The sequence below is a fragment of the Elusimicrobiota bacterium genome (assembly GCA_041658405.1).
Classification (GTDB): Bacteria; Elusimicrobiota; UBA5214; order JBBAAG01; family JBBAAG01; genus JBBAAG01.
Window position 1 is genome coordinate 12,505 of sequence record JBBAAG010000017.1, and the last position, 23,148, is coordinate 35,652.

Here is a 23,148-nt window from a genome sequence, read left to right on the forward strand (position 1 = left end):
GATAAATTCGTAATTACTTGATTGAATATTTTTAAAACGAGTTTTAAGGAGGTAAATAATGTTAAACAAACAAATTCTATTTTTTCTTGCAATATTTTTTTGTAGCTTCGGGATATGTTTTTGTGCAGGATTTCCACCTACGATTGAGCAGGATCTAGAATGGTCCGACTATGGCCTGAATTTTAGATGGTGTAATGACAACCAACTATTGGCGAAGTTGAACCTTACTGAAAAGCAGAAAGAGCAGTTGAATAACTTAGTTATAGAATCCACCCAAACCGTTGAAACCCAAGAAACGATAAAAATGAGTGAAAGCGAATTAAAAAACCGGTTAAAACTTGTAAATATTATGAAAACACAAGATGAAAACACACAAATTGAATTAACCGAAATCGAATCTCTTATAAATCAGGTAAACACCTTGAGGGATGAACAGTACAAAACAAGAATGATGTCAAAAGCGAAACTGAAAATATTATTATCTGGGGACCAACGATCAGTTTTATACAGTTATTTCCGAAAAAAGGAGGCTGAACAAAAAGCCAAAATGAAAGAACAAATGAGAGAAGAAATGGGTAACAGAGGTGGCGGGTTTGGAAGTCCTAGGGGGCGGGAGGGAGCTGGAGAGGGGCCCCCGCCGTTCAGAGGTGAATAATTGATTGCGTAAGAGATACTACTTGGGGCATTAAAATGCAATCTTTTATATACCCTGATTTAGTATATAGAATAATTCAAACTTTACAGATAAATTAGGGATGCAGGTTTATGACATTAATCAAGCAAAGAGTTGATAGTTTAGTGATAACTGCGATACTTTCGGTATTGTTTTCTCAAGCGTCTGTATTCGCGGAAGAGTCAAAAAAAATTACTGATATTGTTGTGGAAGGCACGAAAACCGTTTCGCAACGCACGGTTCTTGATCAACTGAAAGTACGGAAAGGCAGCGAAGTCAACGAAGATGTTATTAAAGAAGAGACTGAACGCGTACTTGAACTCGAAGGCGTAGAAGACGCTGTGCCGGATATTGTTGAAGTTAAAGGTAAAGGGAAAGAAAAAGATCGCGTAAAGCTTGTGTTCAAAATAACCGAACGGCCCCGGATCGCGGATATTAAGTTTAAAGGGAATAAACAGTTTTCTGACGGCAAACTTAAAGGCGATCTTACGCTAAAGAAAAAAGGGTACTACAATTTTGTGAAAGCCGAAGCGGATCGTGACAAGATAATATCGCTGTACCGGGAAAAAGGGTTTGCTGATTGCGAAGCAGAATATTCTACGGTAGATGATCCAAAATCCAAGAAAAAAATACTTACTTTTTTGATAACCGAAGGGAAACGCATTCTTGTTAAAGACCTTATCTTTAACGGAAACGCTAAGTTCAAACCAAAAAAGATTGCAGGATTAATGCAAACAAAGATAAAACAGTATTTTAAAAAGGATGTGTTCGATAAAGATAAAGAAGAACTTGTGAGGTTCTATAAAAACAACGGGTTTTTAAACATGCAGTTGCTAGAGCCCGAGTTTAAATATAACGACGAGCGTACTGAGACCGTGTTGATAATAAACATTGAAGAAGGGCCGAAGTTTGTCGTTGACGAAATAAGTTTTTCTGGTAACAGCGTTATTCCTGAGAAAGAATTGAAAGCTGTTTTAACATACGAAAAAAAACAGGTGTTCAACCAAGAAAAACATGATACCAGCTTGGCGTTGTTGCACCAGATGTATGCGGACCGCGGGTACTTGCGTGCGCAAGTGGTGCCGGAATTGATACAAAGCACGGATACCGGGAAGGTAGGTATTGCGTTTATTGTTACAGAAAACAATATCGTGTATGTCAACAAGATATATGTTGATGGCAACACGTATACCAAAACCAATGTGATTGACCGCGAGATACTGGTGAAACCTGGTTCGCCGCTGTTGGCAAACAAAATTCGGCGTACTATGGAACGGCTTAACAACCTCGGGTTTCTTGAAGACGCAAAAATTGATATCCAGCCCACAGAAAACCCGGACCTCGTTGACGTCGTGTTCATGGTGGCAGACGGTCAGCCGGGCATGATGTCGGCTGGTATGGGGTATTCTTCTACGGATAAGTTGGTAGGTACGCTGCAGGTGCAACATATGAACCTGTTCGGATACGGGTACCGGCTAAATATGCAGGTAGAATTTGGAGAAAGCAAGCAAAATTATGAGATAAGTTTTACAGATCCGTGGTTCTTAAGTAAACCTATCGCTTTTACATCAAGTATATCTAATACTGATAGTTCGCTATATTACGGTACGGTATCTGATGCTTATAAAGAAAGACGGAGAGGTGTGGCATTAACTTTCACTCCGAAGTTATCAGAATATATGTCGTTGAGCGCAGGGTACTCGTTTGAGCAAGTGGATTTTTATGAAATCTTGACTGAGTATATGGATAAAATATACTACTCACCGGATATTTCTAAAATCACAGTAGGCGTAGCATATGATAAACGTGATAATATCTTTGACACCAACAAAGGTTCGAGGAACTCTTTGTCGTTGCAGGTAGCAGGTGGGCCATTGGGTGCGGAAGCGCATTTTTGTAAACCTATAGTTTCAACCGCATGGTTTTTCCCTACCTTTTGGAAATTTGTATTTTCAGCCAGCGCAAAGGTTGGGTATGTATCACAGTATCTTGAACCTGATAAACAGTTGTTGAGCGAGTATTTTCATATCGGCGGGGGTGATACTGTGCGCGGTTATGATTATGGTGAAATTGGCCCCGCAGGGAGTAGTAAATATATGACCGTATGTAATTTTGAATACAAATTTCCGTTAGCGATGGATAATGGAAAGACGATGCTGCAAGGCGCTGTGTTTGCCGATATCGGCGGCGCGTGGGAACGGCCTGAAGATATTTCATTGAATATAGGCAATTCTGCAAATGAACTCAAAGCCGGGGTTGGTTTTGGGATTAGGATTACGACACCAGTGTTTCCGTTAAGGTTTGACTGGGGTTTACCGTTGAACAAACCGGGAGTTAACCAAATGCAGTTCTATTTCACTATTGGAAATATGTTCTAAGACATAGTGTTTTGTTTGATATGCGCCCCACTTTTTATGGAGCTGAAGGTGATTTAGTATGGAACATCAGCGAACCCCCAAAATATTGGTTATAGACGATGAACGACAGATTGTCGCCATTATCGTACGCCTATTAAAAAGAATTGATCCTATACCAGAAATAGAAGTTTCTTATAACGGATTGGACGCTATGCAAAAGATAGCAGCTTTTCAACCGCACTTAGTTATTACAGACTATAATTTACCCGGTTGTAATGGACTTGCAATTTGCCAGCATATTAGAAACAACCCGGACACCAAAAATACCAAGATAATAGTTGTTAGTTCTGAACCTACTGAAGAACTATTTAAATGTTTAGTGGACCTTCAAGTAGACTTGGTTTTACCTAAACCGTTTGATAATAATACGTTTACTTTGGTAGTTAAACGTATACTGTAAAGGGTAACATTGGGTAAATCCGCATATTTGTTATTAGAAATATATTTTTGCAGTGCCGTTAAGCCCCCATGGTATTTGTGCTACAGGTTGTAGCACAATTTCGAACCTTAGGTAAAATTGCATATATAGGGTTAAATCCCCATAGGATTTGTCTTTTTACTAATCTGGACACATTTTTTTGCTATTATCTTAGATGGGAGCATATAATACTTATACAGGAGGCTGCATGTGCAAAATAACATTGAATTATGACCCAGTTTAACATTGAAAATTGACCCGGAGGGATCTATAATACAATCGTCGGTAAATTAAAAGGGAGGAACGTGTTATTATTGGATGTTAATAGTGGGTCAAAACAGCAAGTTAATTTAAATAAAGGGAACTATGATGTTACGTTTTACTTTGCCCGTGTTGTTACAATTAACACTTTTTCCGTTGGCCATTGCTTTTGCAGCTGCTACAGAAGTTGTGGTTGATAATACTGATAAAGGGTTTACCAGCGTTCCATCCTCAGCATGGACGGTTTGCGTAAACACAGCAGATAGTTATGGCACTGATTATCTGCAATGCACAAAAAATGATCCGTGGACTTACGCTAAATGGACACCTAATATTCAAACCGCCGGGGAGTATGATATATACATAAGCTGGCCGGATGGAGAGAACAGGCCGGATGCTATAAGTGTTATTGTTAAAGATAGAACCGGGCTAAATAAAGGTATCAAGGTTGATCAAACAAAGAACTGCGGGAAGTGGAACCTTATCGGCAGGTATAATCTTAGGATGAGTTATAACAGTAATTATATCCTAATACAGTGTAATGACGATGGGAATACAGCTGCGGATGCGGTTAAGTGCGTATTGGTATCAACATCTGTAGTTATCGCAAAAACTACTGAAATTGTTGTGCCTACTGAAAAATCGAGGTACCCGGATATTCCATCTGTAGTTAAAATAGTAAAGGATAATTCTATCGGGAAATACGCTCTTACCGTTAATGGAAATGAATTTTTTGTGAAAGGCGTATGCGGGGTGGAAGATATTGAAAAAATGCATGAAGCTGGAGCGAATTCCGCGAGGTTATACAGTTATGTGTACTTAAACGGATACGATATACTTGACCGTGCGCAGGATCTTGGAATGAAACTTTTGTTCGGGTTGCATATGCGGCAGGAAAACCCGGGGTTTACTTATGCCGGTAGTAAAAAAGAAGTTGCTGAGCAGTATACCCGGTTAATTTCTGTAGTGGATAAATACAAAAACCATCCCGCAGTACTCGCCTGGGCGGTAGGTAATGAGGTAGAGGCTAATACAAAAGATGTGGAATGCTATAAAGCTATCAACGATATTGCTAGGTACATAAAAAAAGTTGACCCTAACCATCCAACGGTTGCCGTACTTGCCGGGTCAAGCCCTGAAAAAGTTCAAAACGTGATAAAATACGCACCGGAGATTGATATTGTTGCGGTTAATGCTTATAAACATTTAAAGAATGCGCATCAAAACATTACCGGCCCGGCGCCAAAGTATGGAGGCTGGCCGGGGCCGTACCTTATCACCGAATTCGCGTGTAACGCGAGTTATGAAGTTATAACTACTACCTGGGGTGCGCCGATTGAACAGTCAAGTTATGACAAAGCACCGGTTTATAGTTCACGGTATGCTGCGTTTATAACCTCCCCGTCAGTATCCGGCAGGTGTATCGGTTCATATGCATTCAAGCTCGCGAGAGTGGTGGGATGTACGCATACATGGTATAATATGTTATTAGACAGCGAAACCATGAAAACACCGATCTACGACGAAATGTATTTTTCCTGGACAGGAAAGTATCCCGCAAATATGTCGCCCAGGATTAAAATTATGTATCTTGACAACAAACGCGCGTATGAAAATATTGTATTATCACCTGAGACAGAATATCGTGCTATGGTAGAAATTACACACGATGAGGGAGAACAATTGCGTTATAGGTACGAACTACGGGAAGAATTGCATACGGATCTTACAAAACAACCTGCAGATATAGTGGATGTTTCAATGCGTGACGATCCTGGTGATGTACATGCAAAAAATATTACTACCCCATCCACTCCGGGATATTACCGGCTTTATTGTTATGTATACGATGGCGCAAGCGGGCATGTTGGGACTGCAAATGTTCCATTTCGTGTGAAGTAGGAAATCGTTTTTTGATCAAATGTATTTGAGAAGGGTATTCAAAGGTATATGACGAAAAAAATGCAGATAGATAAAATCAATGGTAACGGAGCGCCGGTATTGCTTCATATCTGCTGCGGTATCTGCGCAAGTTCTGTAATCTCACAGCTGAAAGAAGAAAATTATAGGGTAACAGGGTTTTTTTGTAATCCTAATATTCATCCGCGTGAAGAATACGATAAACGCCTGGAAGTTGTGCAGTATGTTTCAAAAACTCTTGAGATTGATCTTATAGTAGCCGGTTACGATAATATTAAATGGCTGGAATTAACTGATATTTATAAGAATGAACCTGAAGGCGGGAAAAGATGCGGGGTATGTTTCAAGATAAGGTTAGAGGAAACTTATAAGAAAGCAACAGAAATGAATATCCCGTTTTTTGCTACAACTCTGACTGTAAGCCCGCATAAGAATGCCGGGATTGTCAATAAAACAGGGTTAGAAATAGATAGTAAAAGTTTTCTGGTACGTGATTTCAAAAAAAAGGATGGGTACAAAAAAAGTGTTGATTTTTCAAAATTACATAACCTTTATCATCAACACTACTGCGGGTGTGTATACAGTTTACCGGTTAGTTAAAAAATACGTATTATTAATCCCGCTTTTTAAAACAAGTGATTTAGGATGAATATATAAAATATGAATGATGAACCTAAAAATATGGATTACAAAGAAGTTATTAAACAATGGAAACTAGGGAGTTCATATACTGCCCGCAGAAAATCAGCGGTTAGGGAATACGCGGAAGCCGGGATTAACTGTATAGAATTTGGCTTACCAAGAGATATACCGCCCAAAAATTATTTTAATGACATTATCCGCGATAAAGAACCGCAAAGAATTGTTGAAACAATAGTATCCGAAAATATTGAACTTGTATCGTTACACCTGCCGTTTGGCCCGGTGTTAGACATTTCTTCACGTAAAAGTGAAACTCGGAAAGCTGTACTTGAGCTGTATTCACAGATAATAAATTGGATTTCCGGGTACGGGATAAAAAGGCTGGTTGTCCATCCCAGCCCAGGGGATGTAGAGCCTGCGGAACGGGATGAACGCACGCATAACTGCCGTGAGTCTTTGAGTATACTCTCACGGTATGCGAATGAGTACAATATCAAGGTGGCAGTAGAAAACCTGTTATCGTATATAAGTTTAGGTAACAGCGGTGCTGCGGTGGAAGAGTTGATCTCCCCATTCCCGGAAATCGGTGTGTGTTGCGATATGAACCATTCATTATTGGAAACCACAGAAGATTTTATTAACCGTATAGGCTCCAGAATTTGTACGGTACACGTATCAGACTATAATGGTAAGGCAGAAGGGCATATGTTACCCGGTAAAGGCGTGAATAACTGGCAGAATATCCTGAAGTTACTGGTTAAGTACAACTACCCCGGCCCGTTTATGTACGAAGTAATGGGTAGCGCAGCAAGCCCAAAAATGTTGTACGACAACTGGCAGGCATTATTAAAAGGATAGTGTTTGAAATATTTTAATAAAACATTCTCTGTGGTTATGCTTTGTTGTATTCTCCCAAGCTGGGCGATGGTGGCTATGGGAAACGAAATAACTGTGAATAATCCGCAATACAAATTTGTGCTTAAACCAGGGCACTCGTTTGTTGTTGATACAGAAAATATTAGTTATCCTTTAATACTTCCAAAATTCACGGTAATATACGCTCAAAATAATCCTAAACTCGTGAACTACAGCCCAAAAATAGGTATTGATGAGAAACGTTCATCAGAAACGTTGTTCAATTACAAAGTCCCTTCCTGGAAATCTGTTGCCAAAGGTAAGGCAACAAAGAATTTGTTTGAAGCAGGAAAAGTTGTAGAACTTACAGCCGATAATTGTGTGGTTAACAACGGTATTCTTCAATATAACTTTCCTGAAACCAGTGAGTTCAAGATTAAAGCAGAGTTGTCTTTATATAATGACACATCTGACATACAGGTGAATTTAATGTTTTATCCAATGACAACAGGATATTTTTCTATAGGATTTTCAGGATTGCCTCAGATCGTGCCAGAAGAAGCCAATATATTGTTTCAACCGCCTATATGGACCGAGAAACGGTTTCCATTGCAACCATATTTTACACCCGAATACGTTTGTCAAGTTCCAATGGTGATGATTGCTTCCAAAGGGATAAACACTGTATTGGCAGTGGATAAAGAAGAATTGCGTTTCCGGTTGGCAACAGCGCAAAATTCCAGGTTTGGAGTAATGATCAGAAATACCAGGGGGTACGCTCAACCACTAATATTTTCGCCTGTATTAGGAACACAGGAATCTTTGATGCACCCTGGCGATAAGTATAGTTTTAAGACACGTATTATTATCAAGCCAGGTGATTGGTTTGATACATATCGTTATGTTGTCCAAAAAGTTTATGGCTTGAGAGATATGCGGGATAACAGCGGGACAGGTTCAATGAATAATACAATCGAAAACATGATTGACTATGCGATGAGTGATAAATATGGTATTTGGGTAAAAGAACAAAAGGGGTATAGTTATGAAACAGACGTTCCCGGTGCGGTAAAGAATGTTTCACCGGTTCACCCGCTTGAACTTGCAATCCTTACTGATAACGAACAAATATATAATACCCGTGTCCTGCCTATGCTTGAATATTTTATGTCAAGAAAAACATCGTTGTTTAAACCCGCAGAAGTAGGGGAAAATGAAGTGTATGCAGACGGCCAGGTGCCGTCATCAACATTAGGGCGTGCATGCATGAACTTCTCTGATGCCGCAGTATTGTCTTTGATTTCTAAAGGGCGTGCGTCTGTGTTTTACAACCGTGCAAGAAGTTTATACGAGATCCGCAATAAATCTGAAAGAGGTAGATGGTACAACGAACTTATGTTGTACAAACTCAGCGGTACTACGGAGTATTTAGATACGGCTTTGAAGATGGCGGATGAATATATAGATAAACGTGTGAATACAAATGCAAAGGATTTTCTGGGCCTCGGAGGGTCGTTCTGGATAGACCTTGCGCCGTTATGGATAGACTTATATGAGTTATATGAGGAAACCGGGAATAAAAAATATCTTGATGCAAGCGTAAAAGCCGCGAGGTTATTTACAACAAGTATATATGTGTCTCCCCCTGTACCTGATACTACGGTTTTGGTGAATCAAGACGGTTTTGCGCCGTTAACAAAAAATAAGAGAAAAAGTATGTCCCCGATTGCTGTACCCGAAGAAAAAGTTCCTGCATGGCGTGTATCCGAGATTGGATTATGCTCGGAATGCGCGGGGACACATACGTCTCATCGCGTAATATTTATGGCAAACTATCCCGCATACTTTTTGAAACTAGGGTATTGTACAGGCGAAATTATGTTTAACGACCTTGCACGCTGGGCGGTAGTGGGAAGGTATTCCAGTTTCCCGGGGTATAACATTAAAGGATCTTATACCACTGTTTATGAAAAACCGGAATACCCTCTACGTAAATTTGAAGATTTGAATTATAACAGTTTTCATTATAACCACGTATGGCCGATGATTTCATTCCTGATAGATTACATGATATCGGAAGCATATACAAAATCCAAGGGTAAGATATCATTCCCGTCTTACCAGTTAAAAAATTATGCGTATATGGTTAACCGTATTTATGGTGACCGTCCCGGTACATTTTATAATGACAACAATGTAAGGCTTTATATGCCGTTGAAGTTACTTCGGACAGACACTGCGCAAGTAAACTATATTGCCGGTTATGGTAATAATAAGTTATATATAGTATTTTTGAACCAATCAAAAAACGATATTGATTTTAAGACGGCCTTAAATAAAGAGATTATCCCTTATGATCCGGGTAAATCATACAAAACACAGGCCTGGAAAGATAACATAGCATATCCTGATATTGAAATATCTCCCGGCAGTATCAGCACTAAAATCTCTTCCGCTGGGATCACTGCGATTGCTATTAACGGAATTGAGGTTAAACCCAGGTTTCAGGACAGGTTTTTTGGAGAAAAAATCAATCCTAAGCCAGCCAAAGATTTTGTTAGTATAAAAACGCCGTTCGGGAATATGACAGGTATGGTTATTCATATGGGTGACAATTTAAAAAGTGCGTATATATACACCGACGCTTTAGCGTCACGTGTTAAGTCAGCAAAACTGTGTTATAAAAACATAGAGATAAACGGTAAATGGCAAGAGGTAGTTGATAAAATTTATCCATTTGAGTTCAGTATCCCTATGGATGGTGATAAAGTAAAGATTGAATTTTATGTAGAAGTATTAACTACCGAAAATACATTTATTAAGTCAGAAAAAAGATTATTGGAATAAGGCCTTATTTATTGTAAAATACAACAATTATCAAATCAAGAGATTAAGAAAGGGTTTTTTTAATGAAAACTAACAAAGTATTCAAAGTTACAACAGGGATTATTGCGTTATTCACATTAAAAACAAGTATTCCGGCAGCGGAAACAATCCAGTCTGAAGCGGTTAAATCCAAACGGCCGAATATTATTGTTATAATGTCGGATGAGCATAATCAAAAAATATCGGGCTGCTATGGTAACCAAATAGTGAAGACACCAAATATTGATAAGCTAAGCAATCAAGGTGTTACGTTCACGAACTGCTACACAAACTCGCCGTTATGCGTCCCGTCCCGTAACTCGTTTTTGGCGGGACAATATGTTTCCCGTTGTAGCGTGTGGAATAACCGCTGTTGGCTGCCAACAGAAGACTACCCAACGGTATCGAAAGTGTTGAACGATTCAGGGTATGAAACAATACTTTGCGGGAAAATGCATCTCGACGGTACCCGGCGTCATAGTATGACCGAAATCGGTGGGAATATGAATAAAGTGTTTATGACAGGTAAAGGCGTACGCAGTACTATTGATATCACAAAACCTATTCCCGGGATTAGTAATAGGTTCACACAGATTGCTTCCAGCGACACTTCTTCCGTCCTAAAACATGATCGCAATGTTACCTCTGCAACAATTGAGTTTCTGAAGAACCGCAAACCGCAGGAAGATAAGCCGTTATTCATGATAGTCGGCTACCTTGCCCCTCATTTTCCGTTGATAGTACCGGAAAAATACTGGCTTAATTACAAGGACAAGGTCCCATCTCCTAAACTCCCGAAGAATTACGTAGAAAAGTTGCCGTTGAACTACCAGCACCTGCGGTACAATTTTAATTATGAAGAAGTACCGGAAGAATACGTAAAAAAAGCAAGGGAATACTATTACGCGTTAACCGAATGGGTGGATGAAGAAATAGGTAAAGTGTTGGATACCATCAAAGAAACAGGGTATGAGGATAATACAATAATTATTTATACTACCGACCATAGCGAGAATATGGGTGAACACGGCTTATGGTGGAAAAATAATATGTATGATTCTGCAACCAAAATCCCGTTGATCATAAAATACCCTGATCAATGGCAGAAAGGGCAGCGCCGGGATAACGTGTGCTCGCTGGTCGATGTTACAAAAACAATAGTGGACCTTAGCGGGGTTACAACTGAGAACAACTGGGATGGTGATTCATTAGTGCCGTTAATGTCTGACCCCAAAAGTGAATGGAAAGACATCGCGATTTCGGAATACTACGCGCATCTCATTGCGTCCGGTATGACAATGATACGGCAGGGGAAGTATAAACTTATTATTCATACTCCTACGGCTGAGAACGGTAAAACGGTATATGAACTCTTTGACCTTGAGAAAGATCCTGAGGAATATACTAACCTCGCTGGGGATAAAAAGTATAAGGATATCATTACCAAAATGTATGACGCTTTAGTAAAAGAAGTTGGGGAGAAGCCAGAACTTACAGAACTACGGTGTATACAAGAATTTACTAAAGGTTATGGCCGGGTGAAGGCAAAAACAGCTAAACCGGTTAAAGAAACTAAGGATAGTGATGATTAAGACCGAAAGAGGTGTTATAAATGGATTACAAAAAAGAAATTGCAAAATGGAAACTAGGGAGTTTGTACTCATTTTCAAATCCTCATACAATGAAGAATTATAAAGATGCCGGGTTTGACTGCATAGAAATGATCTTACCGTCAAAAGAGCCGATTACCAACTTTTTCGCGAATATCCGCACTAAGGCAGAAACTATTCTTAACTCTATACATGACAACAACCTGGAATTAATATCCTTGCATCTAACCTACGGCAAACCGTGGGATATTTCCACACGGGACACTGCAGCGCGTAAACTTGTGATTGATACATATACAGAAATAATACCGTGGATCGCGAAGTATGGCCCTAAACGGTTGATCATACATGCCAGCCCGAGTAATGTTGAACCTGAAGAACGGCAGGAACGGTTTCATAACTGCCAGGAATCTTTAGGGATACTCTCAAAACTCGCGGGGGAGTATAAACTTAAGATTGCGTTAGAAAATATGAAAGATGATACTAGTTTGGGGAACTGTAGTGATGATATCAAATCTATTATTGCACCGTATCCTCAAATCGGTGTGTGTTGCGATATGAACCATTCAATCATTGAAATGACAGAAGAATTTCTTGACCGTGTAGGGCCACTGGTTTGTACCGTACATGTATCAGACTATGACCGTAAAGATGAACGGCATGTTTTACCCGGGAAAGGGGTTAATAACTGGCAAGAAATATTGCAGTTACTTGTCAAACATAAATACCCGGGCCCGTTTATTTATGAAGTAATTGGTGAGGATAATGTCCCAAAAATTATTGCGGAAAACTGGAAAGCATTGAAGAACGGATAAAAAAATATGGTATTTAAAAAAAATGCAGTACATTTGTTCGCCGGTATGGTATGGTTGATCGCAGTATGGATGTTAAACCTTTTTGCATCAACCGCATATTCCTTTCCTGCTATAAAGATAGACGGTAAACTTGATGATCCACTTTGGAAGTCTGCAAATAAATACGATAATTTTGCGGTACACAAAACCACAGAAGTACCTGTAATGAAAACCGTTGCGTATGTAACGCATGATGATACAGCGTTTTACTTCGGGTTTGTCTGTGAAGAAAGCAGTACAGCGAAACTTATCCGTGACAGCACACGTGATTTTGGGAAGAAAGCTAACCTTGACGATTGTGTTGAGGTAATGATTGACGCTGATTCTGATAGTGAAGGGTTTTACCATTTCATTATAAGCGCGAATGGTAATCATGATGTTGAGTACCGCACAGACAAAGGTAAAACTCCGCTGTTATTTGATAACCTTATATGTTATTCTTCTGCGAATGTAGGTACAGGGCAATGGTCTGCTGAACTTGTAGTACCCTTTGCGTCAATAACACCGGAAGAACGGCTTAAAAACGTGGTAAGGTTAAACCTCTGCCGTACCCGCCGTGCCGGGATGGTGAAAATGAAAGAGGACAGTAGTGTAGCAAAAAACGGGTGGTTCCTTAATCCGGATACTTTTGATATCACACGGGCTTTAACCGGAGTTGACACAGCCCGGTATTGTTGTTCAATCTCATTCAAGGAAGTTAGTATTGTTCATGAAGGTGAAAACGTAAAAATATCGCCAATCGTGGAATTTGCAAATTATAGTAAGAATAAAACAAGTGTCTTATTCTCCGCCTGGGCTGGGAAACAGAGTGTTGTAAAAGACAGTAAATATTTATTAGTGCCCGGTAAAATAGAAGAAACCGAGATTTCGTTTTATGCTGAAGATAAACGCAATATCATGATATTGTATAGTCTATCTGACAGCAAAGGCGAAATCTGTACTCTGTATCAGAAAACTCCGGCGCGTCTCTCTCATCTTTTAACCATTGATATTAAGCAGCCTTTTTATAAAAACAATATTTATTATGATGAAACAGTTGATGTGTTAATTGCCTCCGCAACGGTTGATCCTACTTTTTGGAATGAAAAAGAGGATAAGTTAGTGTTTAGGTTCATGGATGACAACGGTAAAGTGTTAGCTTCTGCGGAACAGTATAAGAACAGCGGGTTAACCGAACTTGATATAAAACAAATCCCTGTGGGGACTTACACGCTCACCTGCGAGTATTTAGATAATGGTGTATTTCGCACAGTAGAAAGTAAAAAAGTTAGGAAACTTGCGAAGTCGCCTGCACTTGAAGCGCGGGTGGACAGTAATCTCAACCTGATAGTCAACGGTAAGCCTGAATTCCCAATTATTTGGTGGGGCGGAGCGGGGACGGTTAAAGACCTTGCTGATACCGGTGCGGATGGTTTATTGCTGGGGAAAAATACCAGGTTGATGGATGAACTGAAAGAAAATAAGATGTATGGCGAGTTAATGCCATTGGGTTTAGCAGGTATTTACAAATATTTTTATGATAATGATGAACTCACTGCAAAAACTAGGAATGATCTAACATCCATTATTAACGCTGTAAGTACGCATCCTGCGGTTATGTGTTACTACCTTATAGATGAACCCGAGATGAAACGTATAAACAGGAATGTTCTGGAAGAAGCGTATGAATTAATTTCTGATATTGACCCGTATCATCCGGTAGTTATATGTAATGACAGAATTGATCGCGGTATCATGACGTACTACAATGCACTTGACATTTTCTTCCCGGACCCGTACCCACGCCCAAAAAGTGACGGGACTTATACTCATCCAATGATGTATATGGTAGATTTTCTTAATGCTGCAAAGGTTGCGGGGAATAACCGTAAACTCGTAGGGATGACTGTGCAAACCTTTTACGGCGGGGTTAACCACCCGTTAAACCGTGCACCGTCGTTTACGGAACAACGGTGTATGCAATGGCTACCGATTGTCTATGGTGCGAGAGGGTATAATTATTATAAATACCAGGATGCCATAAATTACCCGGCATTAAAACTCGGGATCCCGTATATTATTAAGGAAATCAAAGCAGTGGAAGATGTTATTCTGTTAGGTACTGACACTGTTCCTGCGGGGGAAATCAAAGTGTTGACCGGTATTCACGGGGTGGTGAAGAAGTACAAGGAAAACTATTATTTGTTTACAGTGAACACAACTTCAAATACTGTTAAGGATGAGTTTGTAATCCCGGAAATTATGCGCACGGATAATCTTAACGTATTATCCGAAAATCGTGGTGTGAGAGTACAGAATAATAAGTATTCCGATACTTACCGCCCGTTTGAAGTGCATATATACTGTACAGACAGTAAAACAACAACCGGTGTTGTATTAAAAGATGTGGAAGCTGAAATAACTAATGCATCAGGTGTTGTGGATTTCATAGGGTATAAATAAGTAAAGAAAATATCCTGCGCTATTTCGCAATAACGATCGTACCGGAAACCATTTGACCGTTGACGGTGTACTGATAAATGTACACACCGTTTTCGAGGAAGTTATTTTCTGTATCCGTTCCCTGCCAAGTATCGGTATCTTTTAATTCACAGACAAGTTTACCTGTGAGGGTATAGATTTTAACGCCGGTTGTTTTATCATCCTCTAACGCCAATGCGTAATAGTTGTGGATACCGTTGAATATAGCAGCATCATTTTTGCCGTCACTGTTTGGCGTGACAATCCGTTCCCGCGGTTTAAACGCTGAGGCTGAGATATTATTTAAGTTTACCGCAAATACGGCAAATGAACTAAAATGTCCTACCGGTACTGTTAATGTATTTTGCTGTGTATCAATCTTACCGCCTAGATACCGCCACTCTGCAAGGTTGTCATCATACCAAAAAACACCGAGTTTATCTTCCGGAATACTTCTGGTGTCCTCCATACCATCATTATTTGTGTCGTAGTACAGCAATGTAAGTGTTGCATATGAGTTTAGGCCAGTCCCCGAAGGTGTTACGGTATACACAGCAACGCATCGGTCTGAATAACTGGTATCCACAAAATCATTATTTTTCAACTGCGGTACTGTATTAATACCGGTCATTCCAAAGGTAAGGATTGTGTCTTCATCTAATGCACCGGCTGGGAGTAGTAAGCGCGCATTTCCGTCGCTGGTATTACCGTCAATTAATGTAATAATCCCGCCGAGGTTGTTGCGTATTAACGCTGATTTTGTTAGTTCAAAAGCTATGGTTGTTGCATTGCTTAAGTAAATTATACCGGAAGTGTCGTATGCGGATACGTAATACTCAATACCTGCTGTTTTATCGGTGATAACATTTTTCGGGATTACGCCGTTATAATTTGTTGAATCAACTTTTTGTAATTCCCGGGTATATAGTGAAGACCAGTTTTCGGGTTGCCCTGTATTAACCTTTATACGGTAATACAGTTTGGATGAACATGGCACACTACTTCCCGTGAACACAGCGTTGATTTTAATATCATTTCCCGGGATGTTGATAACCTCACCGCCGGCATTGGATAATGTTATGGTAAGTTCAGAAGAACCTATGGTGTTTGTTGTAACAAAAATACCTTTGATAACATTCCCCGTGGTTTGTGTATTCCCTGCAGCATCAATTGCCTGGAGTTGATAATAATACGTTGTACCTACGGAAACTGTTAGATCGGAATATGTTGTCACTTTTTGTGTCAGGGTTTCAATTAATGAACTCAAAATCATAATATCTGTAGACCTAAGTATTTTATAACCGTTTGTCCCGCTTAGGGTGTCCTCAGCATTATCCCAGGTGAGTGTTACTCCGCAGTTTTCTGTTGTTAACGCCGATTTTGTTACTGCCCCCGGAGGAGTTTTGTCGTACTTAAAAATGAACATCGTTGAGGGTGATGTCCATTCTCCAAGACCGTTTCTTGTACGTAAACGGAGATAATAAATTCCTTCAAATTCAGCAGGATTTAAAGCATCAAAAACTGTAACTGAGTACTTGTTATCACTTTGATAAGTTTGAGTTCCGGGATCCGCTTCAGGGTCTTTACCCCAGTAGACAGAATATCCGGAGATACTGTTTTGGGTATCAAACGCTCCGGACCATTCGAAGTACGGCAGGAATGTAATGTTTTGCCAAGTGTCAAAATTAAGTTCAATAATTTTATTTATTGAAGCCCATCCGCGGCATAATAACGGTGGCTGTATCCCATTTGGTATAGTGTAATGAATAGATTCAACCGTATCACCGTTTGCCTGCGGATTCCCGGCATAATCTACAGGTTCAATTCTGTAATAATATGTTGTGTTTACAATAGCACTGTAATCGAGATAGTAATTATTACTTGTTGTACCAGTTAATACGCCGTAGAGATCAATCTCAATTGTTGTGCGGTAAACGTTATAATATTTTATTGAAGAAACATTATCTTCAGGTGTGGACCATGTTAACATCACATTGTCTAACCCCGGCCTCAATATAAGTTGTGTTACAGGATTAGGAGGAACATCGTCGTATTTCGTGGTGAATAACACTTTTGCGGTGCTCCAGTTCATTGTCCCGTCGCATGTACGGACGATCAGGTAAGACGTTTCACCTCCAGAAATACTTTCTTTAACAGTATAGTGATTTAGTGCTGTATTATTCGGCTGCGTAATTTCCGTTGTGGGTACTTCTCCTGGATTTGTGCTAAAACACACGGAATATCCTAAGATACCGGACTGGTTATCGCTTGCACCGGTCCATTCAAAATATGGTTTATCACAGGCATTCTGCCATATATTATCTACGACCTGAAACGTTTTGGATGAACTCGACCATGAATAACATGTTGTAGGATTTGAAGGCGGTACGGTGTCAATAATATTATATGTAGCTATGCGTACCGTATACTCTCTGCTTTCATCATAATTTCCTGCGTTATCACTGACTTTAAACTTTATACGGTTATTCACAAGCGATGTTGTGGTGAACTGCACGCTGGAAGTTATTGTGAAGTAACTAGTCGTACCTGCTAAATTAGTACATACTGCCGTGAGCCATGTCTGTGGCCATGTCGCTCCGCCGTCATTTGAGTATTTGTAATATGCGGACTGCGGATTAATTCCGGAATCCGTATCCTTAACATCAATTTTGCATATAGGATTGGTGATATCAACAATATCATTTTCTTGAACAGCAGTGTTGTCAGAATTGAGGGATACAAAGTTTGTCCATCCTTCCGGAGGTATCTGTTCTTTTACAGGTATCTCCACCAGCATCATTGCGTTGCCAACAGAACGTTCCACACCGCCTGACGGGTGGTTAACAACAACGCCGTTGACTACCATACAGGCCGACCCTCCGCCGTCAAAGTTCATAGCTTCTTTACAGTTCAATGTATTAATCAAAAACGATGCCATCTGCGTAAAGGTCATACCGACACTAGCAGTTGTCCGCCCGTCAATAAGCACCATGTATATGTACTGATCGTTAAACCCGATAACCGTACGCGGGTTGGCGTAATCGTAAATCCCGCCGGTACCCCAGGCGGAAGTGTTTGCCACGCTGTTATGTACTAACCAGCCTAAACCCGTAGCCGCGCCACGTACGTTGTTCCATACAGGATCTGATAGTTCTAACAATATTTTTACGGTATCCCCGGCTTTTAGTCCGGATAACAGTGTCGCAGAATTTTTGTGGCCTGATATAACTAATCCGGTTTTTGGAATAACCGTGTTTGTACTGTTATAAACAGCGGATACCGTACAGGCCTGTTCTTTCCCGGGGCTAAGCGGGAAACTTACATTTTTTAGGACTACTTCTACGCTGGGTGTATTCGCTGTCTTCGTAGTAGAATACCATTCCGGAGTGTAAAGTATAAGCTGTCCTGCACCGCGGTCATTGTTTATACGGTCAAAATGTGTTGTTGCATCTGGCAGTGTGAGTTTTAACGATTTATTAGTAACTTTATTTATCACCGGTGTCCCGTCGAATAATTGCCCGAATGACGCCATGCGTGTATTAAAAGTTTCAAAATCTTGAATAACATTGCCTTCGTAGATAATTCCGCCTCGTGCTTCACCGTCTGATTCAAAAAACCCGGCATTCACAGCGGCAATAACGTTGTTTCCTGGTTTATCGTACCGTGAAAATATTGAACTCGTATATTCGCGGTTATGATACACATTCCCGGCAGACATTCCGTTTTGGAATTTATACCGGTCAATATACGCCCGGTCAAGTTTAACAATAAATATATTGTTCGGTCCGGAGATTGTCATTGAACTGAAATACACGCCTTCTGTAATCTGTGTCTCAGCGTATAGTGAAGGAATAGAAAGGATGATGAACAAAATAAGATAGACTGTTCTTTTAACAATATTCATTAACTATAATTATACAAAACATGTTGAGTAGGAACACGCATAAATCTTCATATTATTAGTTTATTTATACAAGTTTATATCATAAACTATTATTAAAGAAATGTTTATCATAAGTAATAAGGAGTAAATGTAATGCTTGTTTTATTAATAATCATCAGTTTGATATCATCGTCGCAACCATTAAACGCAACGGAAACAAAACCAAAGTATACTTTTGCGCATATCTCGGATACTCATATAATTGACACTGACACAATAAAATCGTCTTGGTTTTTGCAGAATACAGATAATTTTAATCTTTTTACTGAAATTATTAATACGCAAAAGAATCATAATATCCCGGATTTTATAATTATAACCGGTGACCTTACCAACAGAGGCGATATCGGTAGTTTAGCTAAGTTCAAAAAATTAACTGAAAAGCTTAACTGCCCGGTGCGGTTCATCGGAGGGAATCACGACTATGAATACAGCGGCGATGCTTTGGCTGACTGGGATAAAACAAGGTATTGCCGTGTTTTTGGTACCGACACGTGGAGGTATGATTTTACGTATAAAAACACGGTGTTTATACTTGCAACATTCCGGCATACGTCAGCGGATGATACTGTTAATTGGATTGATAATAAACTAAAACAATATCCCAGTTCGTTTACAATAGTTGCCACGCATTTTCCTGTATACTTCTCCCGCGGAGGTAACCGCGGGATGACTGACCGGCTGGGGGGAGAAGGGTTTGACCTTCAAACGGTACTTGATAAAAACTCAATGAACCGTGTAATACTGTATCTTTCCGGCCATAGTCATTCTAACTCGTTAGTAAAAAAACGTAATGTTACTAATGTTACAACCTGTGACCTTGCAGATATTCCGCTTGCAGGGTACCGGTACTTTGAAGTGTATGACGATCATATAGATTCAAAGTTTTATGACTTAACCCCGGATTCCACTCACGCGCTTGCGAGTACTGATACTCTTACGGGTTATAATCCTAATTGGTATATCGATGAACGGCATAACGGGAGGGAAGAATATTCCGGTGGATGCCATGAAGAACGCGAGTTCAGTGTGTCTACCATACCGGAGACAGGGTTTTATAAAACAGTATCGTACCAGTTAGTACCTAACGGCTTATCCACAGTGCCTTCACACTGGGTGAGGACTATGGAGGTAAGAAGTACTACAAGAACATACGTTATTGACGGTATTATCAGTGACGAGGAATGGAAATCAACTACTACGGTTAATATACGCCCTTTCCGTGATATAAACCTCAAGCCTGTATCAGAAGGCACAACGGGCTATCTTGCGTATGATGATAATAATCTGTATATCGGCATAAAATGTTATGAACCCAATATGTCAACCGTTACGGCTAATATTATCAAACATGACGACCAGGTATGGCTTGATGATAATATTGAACTCTTCATATCTCCCGCAGGTCAGCAAATACAGTATTATCATTTTATTATTAATACAAACAATGTTTTGTTAGATCAAAGTTGTTATAATTCCGGCCGGTCCCGCAGCCGTGTGTGGGAAAGCACTTGTGAGTCTGCTGTTAAGAAATACGAAGATTATTGGTCAATCGAAATAAGGTTGCCGTTAAAAGATATTGGGAAATACGGGAATATGGGATTCAATCTTAGCCGTACCCGTCCCTCCAGCGGGACACAGGTGTCTTTCGCTCGAATGCTGAACACTTTGCATCAACCTACAAAATTTATTGAATTAAAATTTGTTAAATAGGAGGCCGTTTCCTTAAACTTAATTACTTCCCGAGTATTGTAATTTCAGAAATCCCGCAGCATGATGTTGACGTAGAGTTTGTGATTTCAAACACAACTTTCAGCCATGTAATCCGCGTATCCGGAAGGTTGATAATAACTGCTGCGCCGGGTTCTTCCGGGAAAAATATATTGTCAATATATGTACGGTTACTAAAAAACAATTTCGCGGTAGACGGTTTACGTTGTTTTAATATACTGGGGTAAATAAGTATGGTATCAACGATATGTTCTTTCTCCCACTCAAGTTGTATCCATGGTTCGGGATCATCTACTGAGGAAACCCATTCATGTTTTTCAAAACGTTTCAATGTAGTAACCTCACCGTCATTCACTGCTTCTTTTGAGTATGCGATATTTACAGAACTTGCAGTAACCACAGCGTTTGGAGCGATGTTTGCCCGGTACGATAGTCCTGCGGGAACAGGTTGGGGAGTTAATGTCGGGCCGTTGGCGTAAATAGTACCGTCTTCCCTGAACCCCATACGATCAATGCATAATTGGCGGTTGCTTCCATGTTTTGTTATATCCGTATGAGTATGGTACGCGATAAACATTTCTTTTCCATCAGGAGACAGGAATACGCTATGGTGTCCCGGGCCGGATACTTTATCCCATTCCGCAGCGAGGATCGGGTTATGCGGATACTTTGCGAATTGCCCCAACGGTTGTTGTGATACTGCGTATCCCACGGCGTACCATCGCGAAGCGTAACACTGCCCGGAGTACATCAGATAATATGTGCCTTTGTACTTCACCATAAAAGGCCCTTCATTCCAGAGAGTGTGGTAGTTCGGTTTTTCCCAATGTTGTTCCGGTTTTAGCAGAAGGACAGGTTCACCTTTGACAGATACCATGTTGTCATTGAGTTCTATACCGTAAATATGGCTCTCATTACGGTTCTCAACACGGTTTGTGGAACAATCACGGGAGTAGTACAGGTATTTCTTACCGTCATCATCAAAGAATACGTGGGCGTCAATAACGCTGTATCCATAATCGAATACCGGCTGGTTGTGTTCATCAAGAAACGGCCCTGCGGGTGAGGTGCTTACCGCTACACCGATATGCATATTTCCTTTTATCTTCTCAACTGTACTTCGGGCTGAGTAGTACATATAGTATTTCCCATTATACTCCACCACTTCAGGTGCCCAAAACTGCGCTTTTGCCCAAGAGCTGGGTTTAGTGGTGTAAACTTTCCCTAATCCTTTCCAATATATAGCATCGGTGGATGTCCACACGCGGTAACCGTCACTCGCGGATGTGGGATAACAGTAATATTTTCCGTCATAAGATTTTAGAACAAACGGGTCGCCGATTCCTTTGATATTAAGAGGATTAGTATAGAATTTATCACTTTGCGGTTGTATAGTTGAAAGATCAATTTTATTGTAATTATCCAAAGTATGTGCTTCCATAGACAACGTTATTGCCAGAACACAACCGTTAATTATTGATATAAAACGCATTATTTCCCGTAATATTCCGGGAAATATTTTTTCCATAATCCCGCAAGTTCTTTTTGTTTACTCACAGGCAGTTTTGTGGTGAACGGCGGACGGCAGTAACCTGAATCAATCCCGCGTAATTGTAATGCCGCTTTCCATCCCGGGAAGCCAAATTTGTGGAGTGTAGACACCGCGTAGGTAATACGTTTTTGTAACGCCGCAGCTTCCTTTATTTTTCCTGCATGGAAATTATTGTATATTTTAACAAATATTTCGGGTAGTACGTTTTGGGTGGAGCCAATACTTCCTGCAACGCCCATAGTTAATGCAGGTAAGGACATCTCGTCCGGGCCGGAGAATGCAATCCATTTGCCGTTCATCTTTATCAATAAGTCTTGTAATGTATAAAAATCTGTTGCTGTGTACTTCAACCCTTTTATGTTCTTTATGTTTCCTAACTCCGCAATTTTGTCATTGCTTAACGATATACCGGTTGAACCCGGGATGTAATACATATAAAACGGTAAACTCGTGCTTTCCGCTACGGTTTTATAATAGTTATAGATGTTTTCAAAAGTATACTTAAAATAAATCGGGGGGATTGAGGACAATGCGTCAAGTTTGATATCTTCCGCATGTTGCGCAAGCGCTACAGCGTCACGCGTGTTTAATGTGCCGATATGCGCAATAATTTTTATTTTAGTACCCGCCTCGTCCTTTACAATTTCAGCAACGCGTTTACGTTCTTCCACACTCATCAATAACCCTTCACCGGTACCGCCGCAGATGTATAATCCGTGTAAGCCTTTAGAGATAAGAAACTTTACGTGTTTACGGATACGTTTCTCGCAAACCTCGCCGTCTTCATTGAATAATGTTAGCATTGCAGCGTACACGCCGGACATTTTGTTTTCCATCAGATTCTCCTTCTTTAAACTATGGCCTCATAAATAACGTTCCATAAACATTATAACATACAATCAATATAACATACAATTTCAGTAAAAACGTTTGTATAATTATTATCA

General features: G+C 40.1%; 14 protein-coding genes. 11 read left to right on the top strand and 3 right to left on the bottom strand.

Annotated features, from left to right (window positions below):
* Positions 1 to 58: 58 nt before the first annotated feature.
* The 10 genes from WC955_04795 to WC955_04840 all read left to right on the top strand — a co-directional run bounded on the left by WC955_04795 (position 59) and on the right by WC955_04840 (position 14,957).
* Positions 59 to 655, top strand: coding sequence for a hypothetical protein (locus WC955_04795; protein ID MFA5858364.1), 597 nt, complete (start codon positions 59 to 61; stop codon positions 653 to 655).
* A 110-nt stretch (positions 656 to 765) separates the two neighbouring features.
* Positions 766 to 3,051 (top strand): outer membrane protein assembly factor BamA, encoded by a 2,286-nt coding sequence (gene bamA / locus WC955_04800; GenBank protein MFA5858365.1) that lies wholly within the window; start codon positions 766 to 768, stop codon positions 3,049 to 3,051.
* 58 nt (positions 3,052 to 3,109) lie between these two features.
* A complete protein-coding gene (locus WC955_04805; protein MFA5858366.1) occupies positions 3,110 to 3,490 on the top strand; it encodes a response regulator in 381 nt (126 codons plus the stop codon).
* Between the two features lie 384 nt (positions 3,491 to 3,874).
* Positions 3,875 to 5,671, top strand: coding sequence for a glycoside hydrolase family 2 TIM barrel-domain containing protein (locus tag WC955_04810; GenBank protein MFA5858367.1), 1,797 nt, complete (start codon positions 3,875 to 3,877; stop codon positions 5,669 to 5,671).
* Positions 5,672 to 5,719: 48 nt separating this feature from the next.
* Positions 5,720 to 6,289, top strand: coding sequence for an epoxyqueuosine reductase QueH (locus tag WC955_04815; protein ID MFA5858368.1), 570 nt, complete (start codon positions 5,720 to 5,722; stop codon positions 6,287 to 6,289).
* 60 nt (positions 6,290 to 6,349) lie between these two features.
* Positions 6,350 to 7,189 (top strand): sugar phosphate isomerase/epimerase family protein, encoded by an 840-nt coding sequence (locus WC955_04820; protein MFA5858369.1) that lies wholly within the window; start codon positions 6,350 to 6,352, stop codon positions 7,187 to 7,189.
* Positions 7,190 to 7,192: 3 nt separating this feature from the next.
* Positions 7,193 to 10,033 carry a hypothetical protein gene (locus tag WC955_04825; protein MFA5858370.1) on the top strand — a complete coding sequence of 947 codons (2,841 nt, stop codon included), beginning with the start codon at positions 7,193 to 7,195 and terminating at the stop codon, positions 10,031 to 10,033.
* A 62-nt stretch (positions 10,034 to 10,095) separates the two neighbouring features.
* Positions 10,096 to 11,643, top strand: a complete 1,548-nt coding sequence (locus WC955_04830) for a sulfatase-like hydrolase/transferase (GenBank protein ID MFA5858371.1) — start codon at positions 10,096 to 10,098, stop codon at positions 11,641 to 11,643.
* A 20-nt stretch (positions 11,644 to 11,663) separates the two neighbouring features.
* Positions 11,664 to 12,476: a sugar phosphate isomerase/epimerase family protein gene (locus WC955_04835; GenBank protein ID MFA5858372.1), complete on the top strand. Its 813-nt coding sequence runs from the start codon at positions 11,664 to 11,666 to the stop codon at positions 12,474 to 12,476.
* A 6-nt stretch (positions 12,477 to 12,482) separates the two neighbouring features.
* Positions 12,483 to 14,957, top strand: a complete 2,475-nt coding sequence (locus WC955_04840; protein MFA5858373.1) for a hypothetical protein — start codon at positions 12,483 to 12,485, stop codon at positions 14,955 to 14,957.
* Between the two features lie 19 nt (positions 14,958 to 14,976).
* Here WC955_04840 and WC955_04845 read toward each other — a convergent pair whose 3' ends face one another.
* Positions 14,977 to 18,879, bottom strand: a complete 3,903-nt coding sequence (locus tag WC955_04845) for a phosphodiester glycosidase family protein (protein MFA5858374.1) — start codon at positions 18,877 to 18,879, stop codon at positions 14,977 to 14,979.
* Positions 18,880 to 19,011: 132 nt separating this feature from the next.
* Here WC955_04845 and WC955_04850 point away from each other — a divergent pair, with 132 nt between their 5' ends.
* Entirely contained in the window at positions 19,012 to 20,631 is a 1,620-nt protein-coding gene (locus WC955_04850; GenBank protein ID MFA5858375.1) for a metallophosphoesterase, read from the top strand.
* A gap of 22 nt (positions 20,632 to 20,653) precedes the next feature.
* Here WC955_04850 and WC955_04855 read toward each other — a convergent pair whose 3' ends face one another.
* Together WC955_04855 and WC955_04860 are read right to left on the bottom strand one after the other, a co-directional pair.
* The gene (locus WC955_04855) at positions 20,654 to 22,141 is read right to left on the bottom strand and encodes a glycoside hydrolase family 43 protein (protein ID MFA5858376.1); all 1,488 of its coding nucleotides are present in this window, start codon (positions 22,139 to 22,141) and stop codon (positions 20,654 to 20,656) included.
* Entirely contained in the window at positions 22,141 to 23,037 is an 897-nt protein-coding gene (locus WC955_04860; protein ID MFA5858377.1) for a dihydrodipicolinate synthase family protein, read from the bottom strand. The genes WC955_04855 and WC955_04860 overlap by 1 nt, the downstream gene beginning before the upstream one ends.
* Positions 23,038 to 23,148 lie beyond the last annotated feature (111 nt).

Bases quoted from the DNA above. Each gene is read 5' to 3' on its own strand.
- WC955_04795 (MFA5858364.1), top strand. From the start codon at position 59: ATGTTAAACAAACAAATTCTATTTTTTCTTGCAATATTTTTTTGTAGC.
- bamA (MFA5858365.1), top strand. From the start codon at position 766: ATGACATTAATCAAGCAAAGAGTTGATAGTTTAGTGATAACTGCGATA.
- WC955_04805 (MFA5858366.1), top strand. From the start codon at position 3,110: ATGGAACATCAGCGAACCCCCAAAATATTGGTTATAGACGATGAACGA.
- WC955_04810 (MFA5858367.1), top strand. From the start codon at position 3,875: ATGATGTTACGTTTTACTTTGCCCGTGTTGTTACAATTAACACTTTTT.
- WC955_04815 (MFA5858368.1), top strand. From the start codon at position 5,720: ATGACGAAAAAAATGCAGATAGATAAAATCAATGGTAACGGAGCGCCG.
- WC955_04820 (MFA5858369.1), top strand. From the start codon at position 6,350: ATGAATGATGAACCTAAAAATATGGATTACAAAGAAGTTATTAAACAA.
- WC955_04830 (MFA5858371.1), top strand. From the start codon at position 10,096: ATGAAAACTAACAAAGTATTCAAAGTTACAACAGGGATTATTGCGTTA.
- WC955_04835 (MFA5858372.1), top strand. From the start codon at position 11,664: ATGGATTACAAAAAAGAAATTGCAAAATGGAAACTAGGGAGTTTGTAC.
- WC955_04840 (MFA5858373.1), top strand. From the start codon at position 12,483: ATGGTATTTAAAAAAAATGCAGTACATTTGTTCGCCGGTATGGTATGG.
- WC955_04845 (MFA5858374.1), bottom strand. From the start codon at position 18,879: ATGAATATTGTTAAAAGAACAGTCTATCTTATTTTGTTCATCATCCTT.
- WC955_04850 (MFA5858375.1), top strand. From the start codon at position 19,012: ATGCTTGTTTTATTAATAATCATCAGTTTGATATCATCGTCGCAACCA.
- WC955_04855 (MFA5858376.1), bottom strand. From the start codon at position 22,141: ATGCGTTTTATATCAATAATTAACGGTTGTGTTCTGGCAATAACGTTG.
- WC955_04860 (MFA5858377.1), bottom strand. From the start codon at position 23,037: ATGGAAAACAAAATGTCCGGCGTGTACGCTGCAATGCTAACATTATTC.